A 20,443-nucleotide genomic window follows, 5' to 3' on the forward strand; every position below is an offset into this window, starting at 1 on the left:
GCGCGCAAAGCTGCTTAAATTCCGGCTTTGCCTTGATGGAGCAACGACGATGCCGGGCCCTGCTTTTTCCCCACGACTGAATCAATGGCGGCGCATCGCCCATGCGGCCGCCGGCGGCGCTCTGCTGTGCGGCGCACTGTGGATGGCGCCGGTCAGCGCGGCGCCGCTGGTCGACCTGCTGGCCAGCGACATCCTGCCGATGAGCGAGCAACTGCGCAGCGATCTGAAGCTGACGCCGAATCAACAGATCCTGTGGAAGCAGACCGACCAGAAAACCCGCGCCATCCTGCGTCAGCGCCAGACGCGGCGCGAGCGCCTGCAAGCCGAGACCGACGCCGTGCTGCACAGGCCGGACGGTGACTTCCGCGAACTGACACGCGGCTACGATGAAGACGGCGTCGCCGCCGAACAGGAAGGCAGACAACTGCGCGAGATCTGGCTGACCATGGGCGATGCGCTCGACGATCATCAGCGCAAGATCGCGCAGGATTACATTCTCGATCGCATGCAACGCGCCAGTGAAGGCAGTGGCGGTGGTCGTGGCGGCAGCGGTGGCCGTGAAAAAGGCGGAGGCATGGGCGGAATGGGAGGCATGAACCGCGGCGGCATGGGCGGCAGTTCCGGCATGGGTGGCAGCGGCATGAATTCCGGCGGCGGCAGTGGCAGTTTCAGTAGCGACTCTTCCTTCTGAGCCGGCAATGAAAACGCAGCGAACTCATGTGAGTTCGCTGCGGCGGGTGATCAAACGGATCGCCGATAACGAATTGATTCGGCCTCAGGCCGCCGGCGGCAACTCGACCTTGAACAATTCCTTGCCGTCGACATCGTGCAGCGACATGGTCAAGGCCTTGCTCTTGGCGTCGATCTTGCCGATGCCGAAGAACTGATAGTTATCGGTCGGCGGGCGGTTCTGTTTCATGTCGGCCGGGATGCTGACGAAGCGTACATCCGGCCCGAAAGTACGATCGATTTCACCGGGGCCGAAAGTGCCTGCATTGAGCGGGCCACCGACGAATTCCCAGAACGGATCGAAGTCGTTGAACTGCGCGCGCTCCGGCGAATAGTGCGTGGCCGACGCGTAATGTACATCGGCCGTGACCCACACCACATTCCTGATGCGATTGCGCTTGATGAAGCGCAGTAGCTCGGCCACCTCCAGTTCCCGGCCCGAAGGCTTGCCGTGGTCGGCATTGGCCCACGCTTCGAAAGTGCCCTGCGGTACATCCGGATTCAGATCGGGCACCACGATGGAAATCGGCATGTCGCTGGCAATCAGCTTCCAGGTCGCGCGTGAACGCAGCAGCGACTGCTTGAGCCAGCGCATCTGCTCGCTGCCGAGAAAGGCGGCATCCGCGCCGCCGGTCTGCCGATTGGGCGAATTGGCGCCACGATAGCTGCGCTCGTCGAGCATGAAGGTTTCCAGCAGCGGCCCGTGATTGAAGGCGCGATAAATGCGATGCGGATCGCTGCTGTCGATGCGGAAGGGGTTGTATTCAAACATGGCCTGCCGTGCGCGCGCCGTCAGCACATTCAGCTCGCGCTCCTGATAGCGCTTCTCGGCCGCGCCGATGACCTGGCCCGGATACCAGTTGTTGCGCACCTCATGGTCGTCCCACTGCACCAGAAACGGTACCTCGGCGCAGAAGCGGCGCTTGCTTTCATCGAGCTGGTTGTAGGCGAAGTTGCCGCGATAGTCGTCCAGCGTCTGCGCCACTTTCGATTTGGCTTCGGTCACCACATTGCGCCACAGGCTGCCGTCGTCCAGTTTGACCTCGGCCTGAATCGGACCGTCGGCGTAAATCTGGTCGCCCGAATGAATGAAGAAATCCGGCTTGAAGCGACGCATTGCCTCATACACGCGATAGCCGCCCCACTCACGATTGATGCCCCAGCCCTGCCCGGCCTCGTCACCGGAAAACGCGAAGGTGATATCGCGCGGCGGCTTGCCCGCCCCCATATCAGCCACATCGGGAATCACCAGACTGCCCTGTAGCGCCTCGCTGATGGCGGAGCTATGCGTCAGATCCTGAAAACGCACGCGATAGTGAATCCGCCCCGGCGGCAGATCGCGCAATTCAACACGTGCGGTGTAATCGCTGCGCGCCAGTGCAATCGAGCCCTCGATGCGGCGTGCGTCGCGAAAACTCTCGTCGCTGGCATATTCGATCAGCATGCGCGCATTGCGGTCGCTGCGACTCCAGATGATGGCGCGGTCGCGCGTGACGTCGCCGCTCATGATGCCGCCCGGCAGTTGCGGGCGCAGGCGTTCCGAGGTGATCACAGCCGGTGCCGCCGGGCTATTTTGCGCATGCGCTCGCATTGTCTGAGCGGATGCCAGCAGCGCGCCGCTGCCCAGTACTGCATCGCGCAGAAACAAACGGCGGCGGCGATCGAGGGGATGTTCATGGTCAGGCATGGCGACTCCTTGGCTGGCGGTTGAAATGACGCGCTCGGCCAAACGACACGGGGCGCGATGAAATATTGCAATTTAACAATGCAATATGACCGCGGCATGAACGCCCCCAGCCAGTCATCAGGCACCGTTTCTGCGATGGCAGAGCATTCCGCACGCTGATTTCCCTGCCGAAATACTTCGCACCAAAATATTCAGACCAATGCCCGATTCACGTGCATCCCGCCCATTTCTCAAAGCCAACAGAGTCAATTTATACTTAATAATCAATCACCTAAACATAAAGCACCAAAATGGAATGTTTTTTGCTTTAAGAGCAAGCCTCAGCGCATTTCTTGCACAATTATTGGGAGATTTTGTAGTGGACGATCATAAAAACGGAGCGGATGCCTTATTCGTCCTGCTCGGCGCCATCATGATTCTGGCGATGCATGCGGGCTTTGCGTTTCTCGAACTGGGGACAGTGCGCAAGAAGAATCAGGTCAATGCGCTGGTCAAGATTCTGGTCGATTTCGCGGTCTCAACCATCGCCTACTTCTTCGTCGGCTACTACGTCGCCTATGGCGTCAGCTTCTTCGCCGGCGCCGAAACCCTGGCCGCACGCAGCGGTTTCGAGCTGGTCAAATTCTTCTTCCTGCTCACATTTGCAGCAGCCATTCCGGCCATCATTTCGGGCGGCATTGCCGAGCGTTCCAAATTCCATCCACAGCTGATTGCCACCGCCGTGCTGGTCGGGCTGGTCTACCCCTTCTTCGAAGGCATTGCCTGGAACCAGCATCTGGGCGTGCAGGCCTGGCTCAAGAACATGTTCGGCGCCGAATTCCATGACTTCGCCGGCTCCATCGTCGTGCATGCGGTGGGCGGCTGGATTGCCTTGCCCGCGGTGCTGCTGCTCGGCGCACGCCGCGGCCGCTACAGCAAGGAAGGCGCGGTCGCCGCGCATCCGCCCTCGAACATTCCCTTCCTCGCGCTGGGCGCCTGGATACTCACGGTGGGCTGGTTCGGCTTCAACGTCATGAGTGCACAGACGCTGGACAAAATGAACGGCCTGGTGGCGATGAATTCGCTCATGGCGATGGCCGGCGGCACGCTGGTGGCCCTGATCCTCGGCCGCAACGATCCAGGCTTCGTCTACAACGGCCCGCTGGCCGGACTCGTCGCAGTCTGCGCCGGCTCCGACCTGATGCATCCGCTGGGAGCCCTGATCACAGGCGGCGTCGCCGGCGCCATCTTCGTCTGGATGTTCACGCGTACGCAAAACAAATGGAAGATTGACGACGTGCTCGGCGTGTGGCCGCTGCACGGCCTGTGCGGATTATGGGGCGGCCTGGCCGCCGGCATCTTCGGCCAGCGGGCGCTGGGCGGCATAGGCGGCGTCTCGCTGATGTCGCAACTGTGCGGCAGCCTGCTGGGCATCGCCATCGCCCTCGGCGGCGGCTGGATCGTCTACGGCGCGCTGAAGAAATGCATAGGCATCCGCCTCGACCCGGAACAGGAATACGAAGGCGCCGATTTGTCGATTCATAAAATCTCGGCGACGGCGGAGCGTGAGACTAGCTGGTGATTGATGATAATTAACAATAAAATCTGTATTCGGAGAATAAAGTCTGTATGGAATCGCAAAGTCTGTAAAAATGGTTTGATACCATACCAATAGGTTGCTCATTAGACAAACGCCAAAAAAGCAAAAAGCCACCTCAACAGGTGGCTTTTTGCTTTGAAACATCAATGATCATACTTCCCAAGGTCTGCTATCGGCCAGAAACAGACATCTGCTGACGAGATTGGTGGCCCAGTAGATGGTAAATACGCTCGCCAAAATGTTTAACGATAGAGCGGCACTATCGTAAGCGCCAATTCAAAAGACCAAAAATCTCTATCAGGTCAACATACTTAAAGCGGTAGCACGTAGGGAAAATAAGCAGGCCTCCTTCGAATTGGCATAATTTTTTCCCAGCTGTAAGCCAGATTCAGTAATTGCTGCTCGGTGAAACTTTTCCCCAAAAACTCGATGCCGATCGGCACGCCGTCTTCCGTGTAACCACCAGGGATTGAAATCGCAGGCAATCCGGTCCCTGAGCTCAATTGCGCATTGACTCCTGTCTGCGGATTTCCGATGAGCACAGCCTTTCTCCGCATGACTGGATAAGCAAAAACATCGATACCGTTGCGGCACATCTCATCCTGCAACAAACTGCGGAGACGCTTACGTGCGGCTAGTGCCGATTTGTATTCAGCGTTGTGCTGCCTCAGGGGCCTATTGCGGTCCTTCAAAACTTCATCGACTTCGGCATGATGCATATTTTGCTGTATCAACTGATCCAGAGACTGCACAGGGGCCTGCGGATGACGCCGCAGATAAGCGGTAAAGTCGAACTTGAATTCATGGCGAATGACATTACTCTCCTGCACCATGGCTTCCAATCCGGGCAGGTGCATTTCCTGCAACTCGGCACCATGGTTTGCAAAGACCCTGAGCATTCGTCTGATCAGCAGCGCAACCTCACTGTCCTCTACCTCCGTACCAAACAAGTTATTCAACACGCCAATCGTGATGCCCTGAATTGCATCTGTGCGCAAACCGTTGCGATAGCTCAAAGGTATATGTTGAGCAGCATGCAGCGTACTACTATCCTCCGGATCGGTACCTACCGTCGCATCCAGCATGATCGCCAAATCCGTTACACAGCGCGCCATGGGCCCCGCTACATCCTGAGTCGATGAAAGAGGAATGATGCCGCTTCGGCTAGACAAGCCAGCACTCACACGCAGGCCAATCAGACTTTGATTTGCAGCTGGAATACGGATCGAGCCGGCGGTGTCGGTACCCATTCCTGCGGCAGCAAAACTGGCGGCAATGGCGGCACCGGTGCCACCGCTGGAGCCTCCGGGGACACGGCCCAGTACATACGGATTGCGCGTGTAACCCGATAGCGACGAAGCGTTCGTGACACCTACGGCCAATTCATGCATGGTCGTTTTTCCGAGAATGACGGCACCGGCTTCGCGCAAGCGCCTGATCTGAAAGGCGTCATTCTTCGGATGAAAATTCTTCAGCACGGCAGAGCCACCGCTGGTCGGCATGTCGATCGTTTCGAAGTTATCTTTCACCAGCACCGGTATGCCGTGCAGCAGACCACGAACGCTGCCGCCGCGCCGTTCCATGTCGAGCGCGTCCGCCTGGCGCAGTGCGTGGGGGTTGATCCTGGCGACAGCATTGATGCATGGCCCCCGTTGGTCAAGCGCACGGATACGCGCCATGTAGGCAAGCGTCAAGCGGCGCGCGCTGATGAGGCCGCACTGCTGTGCCGACTGCAACTCTTCGATCGAACGTTCGGTGACGTCAAAGCTGCTCATGCAAAGAACCCGGTCCGCAGCGCGTCATTGCACATGGCAAGCCACCAAATGGCCATCCGAACGCACCGTCAATGCCGGAACCTGCTCTTTGCACACAGGCTGCGCCTGCGGACAGCGTGTGTGGAAACGACACCCTGCCGGTGGATTGGCGGGGCTGGGCGGGTCGCCGCGCAGGATCTGGCGGGTCGCCTTGACCTTGGGATTGGGCTGCGGCACTGCCGACAGCAGGATTTGCGTGTACGGATGTTGCGGTCGCGCGAACAGGGTGTCACGATCGGCCAGCTCCACGATTTTGCCCAGATACATCACGGCAACGCGATGACTGATGTGGCGCACCACTGCCAGGTCGTGGGCGACGAACAGATAGGCGATGCCGAATTCCTGCTGCAGATCCATCAACAGATTGATCACCTGCGCCTGCACCGACACGTCCAGCGCCGATACCGGCTCGTCGCACACAATCAGCTTGGGATTAAGCGACAAAGCGCGTGCAATGCCAAGACGCTGGCGCTGGCCGCCGGAAAATTCGTAGGCATATTTCTTCATCGCGTCTGGGCGCAGGCCAACCTTGGCAAACAGCCATGCCAGCTTGTCGTTCTCAGAATCCTTTCCGCCTCTGTTTTGGGCGCGGAAATTGCGCATCGGTTCGGCCACGATATCGCCGGCGCGCATGCGCGGGTTGAGCGAGGCGTATGGGTCCTGAAAAATGATTTGCATGTCTTGCCGGCGCAGTCTCATTTTCTCGGCGGACAGACCGACCAGTTCTTCACCGTCCATCGTGACGGAGCCGGCGGTCGGTTCGATCAGCCGCAACACCGATTTGCCGGTGGTCGTTTTGCCGCAGCCTGATTCTCCCACCAGCGACAAGGTCTCGCCCTTGGCCAACGAAAAGGAAACGTCTTCGACCGCTTGCACCACTCGCCCCGGCTTACCGAACATGCCGCCTGGCGTGATGTAATGCTTCTTCAGGTTGCGAACGTCCAGTAAAGGCGCCTGCAAATATTCGCGTTCCGGTTTCATGAATGTGCTCCCATGAGGTCGTCCTGTGGCGCAGCTTGCTGCGCAATTTCCTGCCATCGAAAACAGGCCACCGAATGCCCGTGTCCAGCCTCCATTAGCATCGGGGTCTCTTGCCGGCAACGCTCTACTGCGTAGCTGCAGCGACCGGCAAACGCACAACCACGCGCCAGCTCGTGCGAGGCAGCCACTATGCCGGGGATTTCCAGCAGGCGTCCTTCCACCGCCGCATTCATCGCAGGCATCGATGCCATCAACGCGCGCGTGTAAGGATGCACGGGCCGCTCAAACAGTTCCTCCGTGCTCGCCTCTTCCACCTTACGCCCGGCATACATCACCACGACGCGGTCGCAGGTCTCGGCCACTACGCCCAGATCATGCGTGATCATGATCACACCCATACCCAATTTGGCCTGCAAGTCTCTCAGCAACTCAATGATCTGCGCCTGTATCGTGACATCCAGCGCCGTGGTCGGTTCGTCGGCGATCAGCACCTCCGGATTGCAGGCCAGCGCCAGCGCAATCATCACGCGCTGACGCATACCGCCTGAGAGCTGATAGGGATATTCATTGACGCGGCGCTCCGGTTCGGCGATCTGGACCAGGCGCAGCATATCGGTGGCGCGTGCCAGCGCTTCCTTCTTGCCCAGCTTCTGGTGCAGCATGATGGTTTCGGCAATTTGCACGCCGATGGTCATGACCGGATTAAGCGAACTCATGGGATCCTGGAACACCATCGAGATGCGATTACCGCGGATCTTGCGCATCTCTTTTTCACTTAACTTGAGCAGGTCCACGCCGTTGTAGCGGATGGCCCCGCCGGCAAAGCGGCCCGGCGGCATCGGTATCAAGCGCATGATGGACAAGGCGGTCACGCTCTTGCCGCAACCCGACTCGCCCACCACGCCCAGAGTTTCGCCGGCACGCAAGGTGTAAGAGACGCCGTTGACCGAGCGCACTGTTCCGCTGATGGTGTCGAAATGCGTGCTGAGCTGATCGATTTCCAGTAAGGGCGGCTGATGCGCCGACGCATGGACGGAGGAAGGGACTGTGGATGTCATGTAATGCTCCTATAGCTGGCGTGCCAGCCGTGGGTCTAGTGCATCGCGCAAGCCGTCGCCCATCAGGTTAATGGCCAGTACGGTCACGGCGAGGAAAATGCCTGGGTAAAGAATGATGTGGAATGCCACCGCGATGAAGTTGCGCCCCTCCGCCATCATGTTGCCCCAGCTCGGGATCTCCGGCGACACGCCGACGCCGAGAAAGGACAGCACCGCTTCCACCAGCACCGCCGATGCCGCGATAAAGGTCGCCTGTACGATCAGCGGCGCCAGAATATTGGGCAAGATGTGGCGCCACAAAATCACCGGCAAGCGCGTACCGATGGCGTGCGCCGCCTCGACAAACAATTGCTCGCGCAAGATCAGCGACAGTGAACGCACCAGGCGCACCACACGCGGCACCTGCGGGATGGTGATGGCGACGATGATGGTGCCCAGTCCTGCCTTGGTCACAGCCATGAGCGCAATGGCCAGCAGGATATCGGGAATCGCCATCAGACCGTCCATGATGCGCATGATCACCGCATCCACACTGCGTACGAAGCCGGCCAGCAAACCCAGGATAACGCCGATGGCGGTTGCCGCCGCCGCCACCGACAAAGCCACCAGCAGCGATACGCGCCCTCCCCAGATGGTGCGGCTGAAGACGTCGCGTCCCAATGCGTCGGTGCCGAACAGATGCTCTGCCGAAGCGGACTGCAAACGCGCGATCGGATCAATGGCCTGCGGATCCTGGCTGGCGATCAACGGTGCAGCCAGTGAGATGATCGCCATCGCCACCAGCAGCAAAGCTCCCAATATCAGCGTGGGGTTTTTGCGCAACCAGCGCAGTGAGCGCGTGGGTGCCGACGTGCCTGGGACGGCCGTCTCTGCAGCTATTTCAGCAACCTGGCTCGCCACTGCCGTAGATGAATCTGACATGATGAAATTCCTTGTAAACTGCGGCGCGCTCAATAGCGGATGCGCGGATCGAAAAAGCGATAGCTGAGGTCAATCAACAGGTTGATCAGCACATACACGCCGGCTGATAACAACAGCACACTCTGGATGACGGGATAGTCGTGACGCTGTACGGCATCGACCACCAGACGACCGACACCCGGAATGGCGAACACCGTTTCGGTGACGACCACGCCACCGATCAGCAGCGACAGACCCACGCCCACCGTGGTCACAATGGGAATGGCAGCGTTGCGCAAGGCATGCAGCAACACCGGCATGACACCCAATCCTTTGGCGCGTGCCGTGCGGATGTAGTCTTCACTCAACACTTCGATGACAGTAGCACGGGTCATGCGCGTGATCAGCGCGATATACACCAGCGCCAAGTTGATGCAGGGCAGCGTCAGGCTGCGCAACCAGGGCCACACCCCCTCCGACAAACTGACGAAACCCTGAGTCGGAAACCACTGCGCTTTGATCGCCAGGCCATAAATCAGCAGATAACCGACCAGAAACACCGGCACAGAAAACGCCAGTACGGCAAACAGCATGATCAGGCGATCTACCCAGGAGCCGGCGCGATAGGCCGCAACGGTGCCCAGCGGAACGGCGAACAGCAGCGTGAGCGCCATCGTCAGCAGGGCGATCGACAAGGTCGGCTCCAACCGCTGCCCCAGCAGTTTGCTCACGGGGATCTGGGTAAAGATGGAACTGCCCAGGTTGCCATGCAAGAGATTGCCGCTCCACAACGCAAACTGCTCCCACAACGGCTTGTCTACCCCCAGCTGCGCGCGCAGTCGCGCGATGTCCTCAGCCGTAGCCGAGTCGCCGGCGATCAGCGCCGCCGGATCGCCCGGCGACAAGTGAATCAGCATGAAGACGATCAGCGCCACCACGATCATGACTGGCAAGATCGATAACAGGCGTTTCAAAAAATAAGTCATATCGGGTACTCCTCGCTATTGCGATACAAATTCATCCATTGCGTTGACGGCGGACTCACTTGTCCAGCGCCCACAACATCGGCACGTCGCCGACCTGGCGCTCGATGTTTTTCACCGTCTTGCGCGCAGCGAACGCTCCCGAGAACTGGCCCAGCGGCAAATACAGCACCGACTGGTAGGCCTGCTTCTGGAAATTGTCGAGAGCGATCTTGCGCTTAGCGGCATCGGTCTGGCGCGTCCACTCCAGGCGCAACTCGTCGAGTTTTTTATCGCAGGGCCATCCCGGCTGAGTGTTGCCGCAGGCAGCTCCAAGCACGAAGTTGCTCAACGGCGAGTCTGTCGCCTGCGCCGCCACCAGCGTGGTGTAGGCGCTCCAGCCGCCCGCCTCCGGCTTGTCCTTCTTGGTGCGACGCGACACCAGCGTCGGCCAATCCATCGACTGCACTTCCACTTTCAGGCCGATGTCTTTCATGGTCTGGATCGCCACCAGCCCGGAGCCATTGATCGATGGATAATCGCTGGGCAACATCATCACCACCTTCTCGCCCTTGTAGCCGGACTCGGCCAGCAATTGCCTGGCCTTGGCCAGGTCGGCGCCATGGTAAGGCTCAGCCCCCGCAGCCGTCTCGCCGGGCGCGCCGCAGATGAAGAACGTGGGGCAATACTTCATGCGCAGGTCGGCCGGATAACCCATGGCCGTGGTGAACTTGGCCTGGTCGACCGCATGCAGCAATGCCTGGCGCACCTTCTCATTGTTGAACGGCGGGTACAACGTATTCAACACCAACGCTCCCTGCGAGGCGCCGGTAGCGCCCACTTTGATGCTGGTATCGGAGCGCAGCGGATTGATATAGTCGGGCGGAATCTGCTCGATCATGTCTACTTCGCTATTCTTCAAAGCCGCCATGGCGCTGTTGGAGTCCGGCAGAATCACCCATTCGATCCGGTCGATGGTGCCGGCGCGATTGCCAGCCAACGCGCTGACCGGTTCGCTGCGGCCGACGTATTGCGCATTGCGTACGAACACCACTTTGCTGCCGGGCACCCATTCGTCCCGCTTGAATTTATAAGGGCCGGAACCGATCACTTCAGTCACCGCGCCGTTGCCGGCTGCCTTGATCAGACGCTCCGGCATGATCACGGCCGGCAGGCTGGTGCTCTTCGAGAGTGCTTCCAGTACCTGGCCGAATGGCTCTTTCATGCTCAGGGAAAACGTCGTCTTGTCATTTGCGCGCCATTGCGCGCCAGCTGCAATCATCGCGCGACCGTAGTTGTCCTGGGCCTGCCAGCGCTCCAGCGAAGCGACCACGTCCGCCGCCGTTACTGGTGCGCCGTCATGGAACTGCAAGCCTGGCCGCAAGGTGAACGACCATTGCTTACCGCCGTCAAAATAGCGGAATTTGTCGACCATCTGAGGACGCGGAACACCACCGGCATCGCGCGCGAACAACGTGTCGTAGACCAGCATGGCAAAGTTGCGCGTCACATAGTTGCTCGACACGATGGGATCGGTAAATTTCAGATCGGCCTGCGGAACGATGCGAAACACCTTGGCCTGGGCATGGGCCGCCATCGGCAGACAGAGGGCGATGCCGGATAAGGTCATACAGGCAATGGCGACATAACGGCGAACATTCATACTTTGCTCCTGGCAAAATCGGCTACTGAATCGGAGACGGCGCAGCTCGGCCCATGGCGACAACGGTCTTGACGCAACTGGTGCGGAAGATCCCGTGTTTCGCATGCCGAAGACGCTCCCCTTCGTTAAAGACGACAACAAAGCGCCTTTCCCAACACGCTTCGATGCCTGTTTTTTTATTTGCTGCTTACATTTTTATTGCATTTTTACTACTATCCAATAACTACCGCACAATGACAATTGCTGTTTTTCTCTCTTGGCGATGCCTTTGAAACATAGTGCTCATGTCGGTGCACGATGCAGACGTTTTTGCTATCGTTTCCTTGAATCTGCACTGACAAGCAGCGCCACGATGTCTTGCGTGCACTGTTTTATTCTTCACCCGGCGGCGACATATTCCCGTTCTGTGGCGCTCATGCCACGCCGCATCGGTGTACTTTCTTTCGGGCCGGTCTGCGACTCGCCGTCGGCGATACACTGCCGCACGATGTCTCTGAAACGCAGCAAGGCCGGGTTGCTGTTCTCGGCTAGATGGATGAAAGAGAAATCGATGGGCACCGAAAAATCGTGGAAATCGAGAAATTTCACGCGTGCAGGCGGTCGCGCGCGATTGTCCGAAATCACTACCGCCGCCCCCAAGCCAGCCGATACCAGCGCCATAATCGCCGTCACCGTCGACACTTCCTGGACCACGTCGAGCGTTACCCGGCTATGCGTGCACGCGGCAAATATCTGGTCGTAGTACGCGGGATAAGTGGAACGCGGAAAACCCACCACCGGCTTGCCAGACAGGTAACGGATGCTGACCCGTTCATCCTCCCGCACCTCCCACTCCTGCGGCACGGCCATCACCACGTCCTTGCGTGAAATCGACAGCATGCGGAATTTTTTCGGCAGCGGCGCGAACAGGTTCAAGAAGCCGCCATCGAGCGCCTGCGATTCGATTTCCGTCAGCTGCTGCGTGGTATTCAGCGGCACCAGCTCGACCTTGACCTGAGGCGCTTCTTTCTGGAATCGGCTGAATGCCGTTGGCAACACGCCAGTCCATCCCGCACTCTCGGTAAAGCCGATGCGTATCACGCCTTGCATGCCGGCAGCGGCTTCACGCGTGAGGTGCGTGGCCTCTTCCAATGCCAGCAACGTTCGCTGGACGCTAGACAAAAATATACCGCCGATCTCGGTGAGCTTGAGGCCGCGCGACGTGCGCTCGAACAGCGTTACACCCAGTTCGCTTTCGAGGTCCATGATCTGCCGCGACAAGGCCGGCTGCGTGACATGGATGCGTTCCGAAGCGGCACGCACGCTGCCCTGCTCCGCAACTGCAATGAAATATCGTAAGTGCCTCAGTTCCATGGGCGTGACTTTCGTGATGACGGTGGTCGTTCGGCTTGCACGGTTCAATGGTCCAGCAGTAGCTGCTGCCTGCGCGGCGCCTCCGCTTGCAGGCTGATTTCAGTCAACTTGAAACCGCCGACCATGCCGTTGAGTTTTTGTGCGTGCTCGTTGAGCACCGACGAGGCAGCTGCGGCCTCTTCCACCAGCGCGGCATTTTGCTGGGTCGATTGCTCGATCTCGCCGACCGCCAGATTGATCTGACTGATACCAAGGTCTTGCTCGCTCATGGAACGATCGACCTCCATGATAAGAGTGGCCACGCGCTGGATGCTGTGCACGATGTCGGCCATGTTCTTGCCGGCGTTTTGCACGCGTGAAATACCGGTCGCGACCTTGGCCTCGGAAGTCTCTATCAATGCCTTGATTTCCTTGGCGGCAGTAGCGCTGCGCTGCGCCAGACTGCGCACTTCGCTGGCGACGACCGCGAAGCCGCGACCGTTTTCCCCAGCGCGCGCCGCTTCCACGGCCGCATTCAGCGCCAGGATATTGGTCTGGAAAGCAATGCCGTCGATGACACTGATGATCTCGGCGATGTTGGCCGATGAACCGGCAATCTCGGACATGGTGCTGACCACTCCTTCCATCACATGCATGCCGTTCTTGGCCGCATCGCTGGCGACATGCGCCAGTTCGCTGGCGTGCTTGCTGGCTTCGGCCGAGCTCTTGACGGCGCCGGTCAGTTCTATCAACGACGCAGAGGTTTCTTCCAGCGTGCCGGCCACCGACTCGGTGCGCGCCGACAAATCGTGGTTGCCGAGATCGATTTCGCGCGTGGCGACCGACATCGCCTCGCCGCCCGATTTGATTTCGCGCAATATGCCTTCGATCTTTCCAACGAACGCATTGAACGATATGCTGATCTTCGCCACCTCATCGCGCCCCAACACCGGCAGACGCTTGCTGAGGTCGCTGCCGCCGGCGCCGATCTCGTTCATGGCATCCGAAACCCGTGCCAGACCGCGCACCGACCGCGCCGTAAGCACACTGCTACCGAGCGCTGCCAGCAACGCCATCAAGGCCACCGCGACCGATGACGCCAGCAACACGCTGCGCAGGCCCGTGGTCGCCTCCTGCAGGTCAAGGGCCACGGCCAGCAGCCAACTGGTGCCGGGAATGGCCCGCACCAGCAAGAGTTTGTCGGCGCCACCCAGGTTGACGCGCAACAGCTGTTCCGTACCGGCCAGCGCTTTCAGGGCCGGATAGGCCAATGCCGGCGAAATACTGTCGGAGGGCTTCAAGACGAATTGCGCATCGGCATAGGCCAGCACGACGCCATTCTGATCGACCACGATGCCGAAGCTCGACGGCGTGGGATGAATTTTCCCAACCACGTCGCTCACCGTCTGCAGCGAAACGCCCCCGGCGACCACGCCGACCACCTGGCCGTCGCGCACGATGGGCGCCGTCAGCGACACCACCGGCACCCCCGTGGCCGAACGATATGGCTTGGTGATTTGCGACATGCGGGTCTTGGCCGTGTCGGCATACCATGGCCGCGAAGTGGGGTCGTAGGTGGCCGGCAAATCGGACGAGTCCGCCACGAAACTCTTGTCTTGCCAACCCGTTGTGGTCAACGCAAAGCCGCCGCCTTTCTGCAGTTGCTTGGTCAGGCCATGCGGGTCGCCGGCTTCTATGGTGGCGGCGGTTGCCGCCACTGCCACCGCTTTGGCCGAAATCCATTCTTCCAGTGCTCGGGTATTGCCTGCGGCGATCGCAGACAAGTCCTGGCGGATGGTTTCCATGCTGTCAGTCCGCACGATCAGGTAAATGGTCGCGCTGGTGACGGCCAGTGCAATCACGACGGTACCGGTAGTAATCGCCAGCATTTTGGTACGCATTGAAGAAAACATGTTTAGCCCCCGCTCTGAACCCTTAAAGACTGCGTCCATCCAACCTGTCTTAGCCGCCATCGCCGCCGGTGAGCACCATGCCGCTGCGGCTGGCGCGATGCCGGCCGCCTTGCCAGGCCAGCACGCCGTTGACGACCACGGCGACGATGCCCTCCGCAGCGGCGATCGGCTTTTCGTAGCTGGCGACGTCTTTGATGGTTTTCGAATCGAAGACCACGATGTCGGCATGCATGCCCACGGCCAGTACGCCGCGTCCCGTCAAGCCAAAATTGCGCGCGGTCAGGCCGGTCATCTTCCATACCGCCGTCTCCAGCGAAAACAGCCCGAGGTCGCGGCTATAGCGTCCCAACACGCGCGGGAAGGTTCCCCACAGGCGCGGATGCGGCTTTTCACCGGTCGGTATGCCGTCCGAGCCGATCATGGTTTCCTCGAAGGCCAGGATGTTCTTTACGTCTTCCGGATCCATGCTGAAGTACACCGCGCTAGCCGGTTGCAGGCGCCGCGCCGCTTCTTCACGCGAGACATTCCACTCGTCGGCGATGTCGCCCAAGTAGCGTCCGGCACAATGGGGATACGTCTGGCTGGACGCGATCAGTACCTTGCCTTCCAGCTTTTCTGGAGCACTGTGCAACATGGTGGAACTGGCGTTGTAGGGATAGCAGTCCAGCGACACGCATTGGCATTGCATCGCGGCCTTGATGCGCGGCAAGGTGATCGCCGACTTTCCGAAATTTTTTTCCCGCTGCAGTTTGTGATGGGAGATCACAACAGGCACATCCAGTTCGCGACCGATCAGGAAAGTCTCTTCCAGCGCCTCCATGGAATGGTCTGCCTCGTCGCGCATGTGCGTCACGTAGAGCGACTTGCGGCGCGACAACGGGCGACCGACGGCGATGATTTCTTCCGTCGACGCCGCCATGGCAGGCGGGTAGGCTGTGCCGGTGGACATGCCGATGGCGCCGGCCTCGAGCGCTTCTTCCAGCAAAACCTGCATCGCGACGATTTCGGCATGGGTGGCAACGCGATCGAGCGTGTCCATGCTCATCACCCGCAGGGTGGAATGTCCCACCAGCGCCGCGACATTGACCGCCGACGGCGTGTCGCGCAGCGCCTGTAAATAGGCGGCAAACGTCTCGAAACGCGGCTGGTTTTCCCCGCCCAGCAGATTGAGCGGTGCCGGCATCGGACTGGCGTCGCTCAGCGGCGCAATGCTGATACCGCAATTGCCGGTGATGACCGTAGTCACGCCCTGCGACACCTTGTAGCTCATGTTCGGTTGCGACAGCACGGCCTGGTCATCATGCGTATGAGAGTCGATAAAACCAGGTGCAACGATCTTGTTGCGAGCGTCGACCACGATGTCGGCCTCGCGTCCGGCGAGATTGCCGATCTCCGCGATCATGCCGTCAATCACGCCGACATCGGCCTGAAAGCGCGGTTGGCGATTGCCATCGATCACCATGCCGTGACAAATCAGCAGGTCGAATTTTTTGTTGGCCGGTGTTGGCGTGCTCATCAGTACGACTCCAGGATTCAATATGATTGCGCGACCGGCTTGACCGGAATGGGCGCTGCTTGAATCGGACTATAGGAGGGTGAAACAACGGCGTCCAATGAGAAGATTTGGCTACCCTATAACCTTTGGCTATATACTTTGATTGCCTTGAAACCGTGGAGCAGCAAGAATTTCCCCTGCTCACGACCAGATGAGATTCTCATGCGCCTGCGACATATAGAAATATTCAGCGCCATCATGCGTACCGGGAGTGCGGTCGGTGCGGCGCGCCTGCTCAATGTGACCCAGCCGTCTATCAGCAAGATGCTGCAGCATGCCGAACAGACACTGGGATTCAAGTTATTCGAACGCTCCAAGGGGAAACTGGTCCCCACGCCGGAAGCACTTCGTCTGCAGGAAGAGCTGGAGCCGTTCGACAAGCAATTGACGCGCATCAAGCGCGTGGTCGCGGATCTGGCCGTGGGCAGTGCCTCCCCCCTGCGCATTGCCGCCACCCCTGCCATCGCGCATCACATGGCGCCGCGCGCTCTGGCGCAATGGTGTCGCGCGTATCCCGCTTCAGAATGTGTGATGGCGGTATCGCATACCCGTGAAATGCTATACGCCCTGCTGTTGAACGAGGTCGACCTCGGGCTGACAATGCAGTCGATCTCTCATCCAAACCTTATCTCGACGCTGATCCGATCCTGCGAAATCTATGCGATTGCCCCGAAGGGCTGGTGGCCCAAAAAAATACTGAGCGAGCCGCTCCAGGCGGAAGAATTATCGGACCAACCTTTTGTCGGCATCGATATCACATCGCCGTTGGGGTCAGCCATGTCCATCTGGTTGGAGGACATTTCGCCACCGCCCAACGTCCGCGTACAGGTTCAGACTTTCACGCTTGCACGCGCGCTGGTAGAAGAAGGAATTGGGATCGCCGTGGTGGACAAGTATACCGCCCATGCCAAACTGATCGGCTCGGAGATTCAGATAAGAAAGCTGTCACTGGACATACCAACCAATATCTACGCGCTGACAAACGGCTCGCGCCCGCCGCCAAAAACCGCGGCCTACTTGCTGGATATCTTGAAGAATACGAAGGATTGAAACAAATCAAGTGCGCGGCTGAGCTTACTTCTCGTGCAATGAACGGCGGCAATCGGCCAGAAGCAGTCATCCGATGAATGCCCTTGTTGGTGCAAGCTGATCCTCCATTCTTACTAAGGAGAGTCAGATGAAGATGCTATAACTATGCCAGTTGCTTCTTGAAACAAGGGCAGACTCGCCGGACACAAACCACCGCGACCATGTAGCTATCGTCACCGAGACTGGTGTCTCGACACGGGCCTTTAACAATTACTTCTCGAACGAAGAGGTTATGATCGTCGGTATCGGTGCGATCCGCGCCGAACCGCCCATGTTTGCCGAGGAACGGAAGTCCGGCATTGAGATCGCGTTTATCATCGCGGTGCAAATCGGCGCCGCCTCGATGTGCACGGAGGTCCAATTTCAACCCGCCATTCCTTTAGCCTTATCGTTGCTCGACGCCCTCCAAAGAACAGTGGGCCATTTATGTCTAAACGAAGCTGGTTCGCAAATGCTCAATGAATGCGCTGAATGCGCGGGTTGGGTGCCTGGACGGCAGATAGTAAAAACAATGGCCGTCGAAGGTAGGCGAATACTCTTCTAGTAATCGCACGAGCTGTCCGGATTCAATTTTAGCCGCCACATGGTGTATAGGCACGTAGCAAATCCCTGCACCGCGCACCGCGGCAGCAACGATCGTGGCGAGGCTATTGCTAGTCAGTGTTCCCGGCGGATCAATCGTTATAGATCGACCTCTGTCCTCGAAGTCCCAACGATAAATTCGGCCGTTAGCGAAGCGCTGACGGATACAGCGATGCTGCAGCAAATCTGCCGGCAGCCTCGGCGGCGGATGGTTCGCGAGGTAGGCAGGAGCAGCGGCGGCAACGAGCGAAGACTTTTTCGATATCGGGATCGCCACCATATCGGGTGGAACGTCATCTCGAAACCTGACCCCAGCATCGAAGCCGCCGGCAGCGAGGTCGACAAGGGCAGAGTCTATGACTAACTCTACCTGGACAAGCAGATGACGGGCTTGGAATTCGGATAGTCCTCTTTCAAGGAGTAGAACCGCACCGTATTCCGCGGCAGTGATGCGAATTTGACCTGAGAGTTGGTCGGCATCGTCACGTAATTCAGCGATGGCATTCTCCACACTATTCAGCGCAGGCCTGAGACGTTCGGCCAGCCGAGCGCCGGCCTCTGTGAGACCAACGCTACGAGTTGTTCGGTTGAGGAGACGCGTTCCAAGCCTGCTCTCTAAGGCCCGCATGGCATGGCTCAGTGCCGATGGTGAAAGGTCCAGGAGAACAGCCGCGCGCCGGAAACTGCCATGCTCCGCGATCGCGAGAAATATAGTTAAGTCATCGAGAAATGGCCTCATTAGTGAAAATTTCTCATTAAGCTGTTCATATAAGCCCATATTGTTGTGATTTATTTCGCTAATTATAATGTTGATGAATTGGCGCAAGCAACGGACGGGTTTCCAGCGCGAGCCATCACCTGGAGCCACCCATGACCGATATAGCTAAGACCGTAGTGATCACAGGCTCATCAAGCGGTATCGGAAAGGCAACGGCGCAGGTCTTTGCAAGAGCCGGGTGGAACGTTGTCGCCGCAATGCGACTGCCGGCTGTGGAAAAAGATCTTGTAGAGACCGACCGGTTGAAGCTCGTCGCCCTCGACGTTCAGGACGCCGCCAGTGTCACCGCGGCTGTCGCGACATCGATATCGGCATTCAGCAAGATTGATGTTTGGATTAACAACGCAGGCTACGGCACTTTTGGCCCGATAGAAGCGGCGTCGCAAGCACAAGTGCAGCGGCAATATGATGTCAACGTCTTTGGGGTGATTCATTGTGTCAAAGCTATAGCTCCGCACTTCCGCTCAAATCGAGAGGGCGTAATAATCAATGTTAGCTCGATAGGAGGCCTGATGGCCTTGCCCGCCTATACCCTTTACAACTCCACCAAATTTGCAGTTGAGGGACTATCAGAGGGGCTGTGGTATGAGCTGAGCAGGTTCGGGATCAGGGTCAAGATAGTGGAGCCGGGTCTTACCAAGACCAACTTCGGAAGTAGCTCCATGGATTTACTCGATCACTCGGAGCTGCCCGCTTACGAGCAAATGATGGAGGCAATAAACGCCGCGCGTAAAGATAACGTCTCGCGCTCAAGCTCGCCAGAGTTAGTCGCAAATACGATCTTTGAAGCCGCGAACGACCCTGGCGATCGTCTGCGCTATCTCGTTGGAGCCGACGCCAAGCGCCTCTGGCGGTTACGCCGATGGATCGGCGCTCAAACACAGATGCGCATTGTTCGCCGCGCCTTAAAAATGAGCTGATTGGAACAACGAACCATGCCGAAGCTGCGATACATACTTCCCTTCTTGATAGGAATTTTATCCATGAGCGCCCCCACCGAAGCTTCCCCACGCAACAAAGTGCTAGGCACATGGAGAATGATGTCAGCTTGGCTCGATCCGGAGGGCGCGAAGGTACCGGCCTATGGCAAGAGGCCGAACGGATTGCTTAGTTTTACATCCGATATGCATTTCGTCGAAGTATTAACCGACGCGGACGTTCCACGTTTTGTATCTAATATGCGTGGTGAAGGCACCGACGTAGAAAATCGGATTGCCATGGCAAAAACCATTGGTTTCTTCGGGACATACACAGTCGATGACGAGGGCGAATTCAGCGGCAACCAGGTCGATGGATCAACTTTTCCGAACTGGACTGGTGACGTCAGGAGTCGCAACGAGCTGCGCCTGATCGTGGAAGGAGACAGGATGACGGAGAACTTTCAACGGCCGGATGGTACCAAGATCGTCATTCATTGGGAACGTGTTCGTTAGCCCTTCATCCAGAACCGACGAACCTGCAAGCATTGTTACTTCAAATGCAAACCAAGATTGCTACTCGATACTACGCTCGCAAAGCAGGCCGTGTCGTAGGTCTTGTCGCTGTAGCGGCAGGTAGCGCTGCTACGGCACTACGTGGAAGAAATGAATATGCTCTTCCTCGGATGAGATATTCCCTTCAGTGATAAAGACTAAGTCCGCTTTTGGGTCGAAAACAGATGGAAGCGACCGGCCAGAAGCGGTCTTCCGAGGCGTCTGCACTAGCCAGTGTGTACGGTGGTGTGTCTAGGGCACTTCTCTGAAGGCGTAACAATTAGCCCTCGCGTCGTTTAACGCATGGTGCTCCGGCAAGGCATTCTTCTTATGGTACTCATAGCGAAGC

General features: G+C 58.4%; 16 protein-coding genes. 5 read left to right on the top strand and 11 right to left on the bottom strand.

Annotation, left to right across the window (positions count from 1 at the left end):
* Positions 1-49: 49 nt before the first annotated feature.
* Entirely contained in the window at positions 50-691 is a 642-nt protein-coding gene (locus PQR62_RS09270) for a hypothetical protein (protein ID WP_408157124.1), read from the top strand.
* An 84-nt stretch (positions 692-775) separates the two neighbouring features.
* On the opposite strand, the gene PQR62_RS09275 is transcribed toward PQR62_RS09270, so the two are convergent.
* Complete coding sequence (locus PQR62_RS09275; protein WP_408157126.1) at positions 776-2,416, bottom strand: alkaline phosphatase D family protein; 1,641 nt, start codon at positions 2,414-2,416, stop codon at positions 776-778.
* Between the two features lie 358 nt (positions 2,417-2,774).
* On the opposite strand from PQR62_RS09275, the gene PQR62_RS09280 reads away from it, so the two are divergent.
* On the top strand, positions 2,775-3,977 hold the full coding sequence (locus tag PQR62_RS09280) for an ammonium transporter (RefSeq protein ID WP_408157128.1): 1,203 nt from the start codon (positions 2,775-2,777) through the stop codon (positions 3,975-3,977).
* A 329-nt stretch (positions 3,978-4,306) separates the two neighbouring features.
* Here PQR62_RS09280 and PQR62_RS09285 read toward each other — a convergent pair whose 3' ends face one another.
* The 9 genes from PQR62_RS09285 to PQR62_RS09325 all read right to left on the bottom strand — a co-directional run bounded on the left by PQR62_RS09285 (position 4,307) and on the right by PQR62_RS09325 (position 16,134).
* The gene (locus tag PQR62_RS09285; RefSeq protein ID WP_408157130.1) at positions 4,307-5,770 is read right to left on the bottom strand and encodes an amidase; all 1,464 of its coding nucleotides are present in this window, start codon (positions 5,768-5,770) and stop codon (positions 4,307-4,309) included.
* Between the two features lie 24 nt (positions 5,771-5,794).
* The gene (locus PQR62_RS09290; protein ID WP_408157132.1) at positions 5,795-6,790 is read right to left on the bottom strand and encodes an ABC transporter ATP-binding protein; all 996 of its coding nucleotides are present in this window, start codon (positions 6,788-6,790) and stop codon (positions 5,795-5,797) included.
* Positions 6,787-7,848: an ABC transporter ATP-binding protein gene (locus PQR62_RS09295; RefSeq protein WP_408157134.1), complete on the bottom strand. Its 1,062-nt coding sequence runs from the start codon at positions 7,846-7,848 to the stop codon at positions 6,787-6,789. The genes PQR62_RS09290 and PQR62_RS09295 overlap by 4 nt, the downstream gene beginning before the upstream one ends.
* A gap of 9 nt (positions 7,849-7,857) precedes the next feature.
* Complete coding sequence (locus tag PQR62_RS09300) at positions 7,858-8,769, bottom strand: ABC transporter permease (protein WP_408157136.1); 912 nt, start codon at positions 8,767-8,769, stop codon at positions 7,858-7,860.
* 29 nt (positions 8,770-8,798) lie between these two features.
* Positions 8,799-9,734: an ABC transporter permease gene (locus tag PQR62_RS09305; protein ID WP_408157138.1), complete on the bottom strand. Its 936-nt coding sequence runs from the start codon at positions 9,732-9,734 to the stop codon at positions 8,799-8,801.
* Between the two features lie 55 nt (positions 9,735-9,789).
* Positions 9,790-11,373, bottom strand: a complete 1,584-nt coding sequence (locus PQR62_RS09310) for an ABC transporter substrate-binding protein (RefSeq protein WP_408157139.1) — start codon at positions 11,371-11,373, stop codon at positions 9,790-9,792.
* A 378-nt stretch (positions 11,374-11,751) separates the two neighbouring features.
* Positions 11,752-12,774 (bottom strand): LysR family transcriptional regulator, encoded by a 1,023-nt coding sequence (locus PQR62_RS09315; protein WP_408157141.1) that lies wholly within the window; start codon positions 12,772-12,774, stop codon positions 11,752-11,754.
* A complete protein-coding gene (locus tag PQR62_RS09320; protein ID WP_408157143.1) occupies positions 12,771-14,618 on the bottom strand; it encodes a methyl-accepting chemotaxis protein in 1,848 nt (615 codons plus the stop codon). Before PQR62_RS09320 ends, PQR62_RS09315 begins: the two co-directional genes overlap by 4 nt.
* Before the next feature lie 49 nt (positions 14,619-14,667).
* The gene (locus PQR62_RS09325) at positions 14,668-16,134 is read right to left on the bottom strand and encodes an N-acyl-D-amino-acid deacylase family protein (protein ID WP_408157145.1); all 1,467 of its coding nucleotides are present in this window, start codon (positions 16,132-16,134) and stop codon (positions 14,668-14,670) included.
* Positions 16,135-16,335: 201 nt separating this feature from the next.
* Between PQR62_RS09325 and PQR62_RS09330 the strand changes: the two genes are divergently transcribed.
* On the top strand, positions 16,336-17,223 hold the full coding sequence (locus PQR62_RS09330; RefSeq protein WP_408157147.1) for a LysR family transcriptional regulator: 888 nt from the start codon (positions 16,336-16,338) through the stop codon (positions 17,221-17,223).
* Positions 17,224-17,692: 469 nt separating this feature from the next.
* On the opposite strand, the gene PQR62_RS09335 is transcribed toward PQR62_RS09330, so the two are convergent.
* Positions 17,693-18,670 (bottom strand): LysR family transcriptional regulator, encoded by a 978-nt coding sequence (locus PQR62_RS09335; RefSeq protein WP_408157149.1) that lies wholly within the window; start codon positions 18,668-18,670, stop codon positions 17,693-17,695.
* A gap of 44 nt (positions 18,671-18,714) precedes the next feature.
* Here PQR62_RS09335 and PQR62_RS09340 point away from each other — a divergent pair, with 44 nt between their 5' ends.
* Both PQR62_RS09340 and PQR62_RS09345 read left to right on the top strand, forming a co-directional pair.
* On the top strand, positions 18,715-19,542 hold the full coding sequence (locus PQR62_RS09340) for an SDR family oxidoreductase (protein ID WP_408157151.1): 828 nt from the start codon (positions 18,715-18,717) through the stop codon (positions 19,540-19,542).
* Positions 19,543-19,605: 63 nt separating this feature from the next.
* On the top strand, positions 19,606-20,055 hold the full coding sequence (locus PQR62_RS09345) for a lipocalin-like domain-containing protein (RefSeq protein WP_408157153.1): 450 nt from the start codon (positions 19,606-19,608) through the stop codon (positions 20,053-20,055).
* The last annotated feature ends 388 nt before the right edge of the window (positions 20,056-20,443 follow it).

The organism is Herbaspirillum lusitanum (genome assembly GCF_046025995.1).
Taxonomy (GTDB): domain Bacteria; phylum Pseudomonadota; class Gammaproteobacteria; order Burkholderiales; family Burkholderiaceae_D; genus Herbaspirillum; species Herbaspirillum lusitanum_A.

What these genes read in the sequence shown, in the direction of transcription:
- PQR62_RS09270 (WP_408157124.1), top strand. Translation starts at nt 50, where the DNA reads ATGCCGGGCCCTGCTTTTTCCCCACGACTGAATCAATGGCGGCGCATC.
- PQR62_RS09275 (WP_408157126.1), bottom strand. Translation starts at nt 2,416, where the DNA reads ATGCCTGACCATGAACATCCCCTCGATCGCCGCCGCCGTTTGTTTCTG.
- PQR62_RS09285 (WP_408157130.1), bottom strand. Translation starts at nt 5,770, where the DNA reads ATGAGCAGCTTTGACGTCACCGAACGTTCGATCGAAGAGTTGCAGTCG.
- PQR62_RS09290 (WP_408157132.1), bottom strand. Translation starts at nt 6,790, where the DNA reads ATGAAACCGGAACGCGAATATTTGCAGGCGCCTTTACTGGACGTTCGC.
- PQR62_RS09295 (WP_408157134.1), bottom strand. Translation starts at nt 7,848, where the DNA reads ATGACATCCACAGTCCCTTCCTCCGTCCATGCGTCGGCGCATCAGCCG.
- PQR62_RS09300 (WP_408157136.1), bottom strand. Translation starts at nt 8,769, where the DNA reads ATGTCAGATTCATCTACGGCAGTGGCGAGCCAGGTTGCTGAAATAGCT.
- PQR62_RS09305 (WP_408157138.1), bottom strand. Translation starts at nt 9,734, where the DNA reads ATGACTTATTTTTTGAAACGCCTGTTATCGATCTTGCCAGTCATGATC.
- PQR62_RS09310 (WP_408157139.1), bottom strand. Translation starts at nt 11,373, where the DNA reads ATGAATGTTCGCCGTTATGTCGCCATTGCCTGTATGACCTTATCCGGC.
- PQR62_RS09320 (WP_408157143.1), bottom strand. Translation starts at nt 14,618, where the DNA reads ATGTTTTCTTCAATGCGTACCAAAATGCTGGCGATTACTACCGGTACC.
- PQR62_RS09325 (WP_408157145.1), bottom strand. Translation starts at nt 16,134, where the DNA reads ATGAGCACGCCAACACCGGCCAACAAAAAATTCGACCTGCTGATTTGT.
- PQR62_RS09330 (WP_408157147.1), top strand. Translation starts at nt 16,336, where the DNA reads ATGCGCCTGCGACATATAGAAATATTCAGCGCCATCATGCGTACCGGG.
- PQR62_RS09340 (WP_408157151.1), top strand. Translation starts at nt 18,715, where the DNA reads ATGACCGATATAGCTAAGACCGTAGTGATCACAGGCTCATCAAGCGGT.
- PQR62_RS09345 (WP_408157153.1), top strand. Translation starts at nt 19,606, where the DNA reads ATGAGCGCCCCCACCGAAGCTTCCCCACGCAACAAAGTGCTAGGCACA.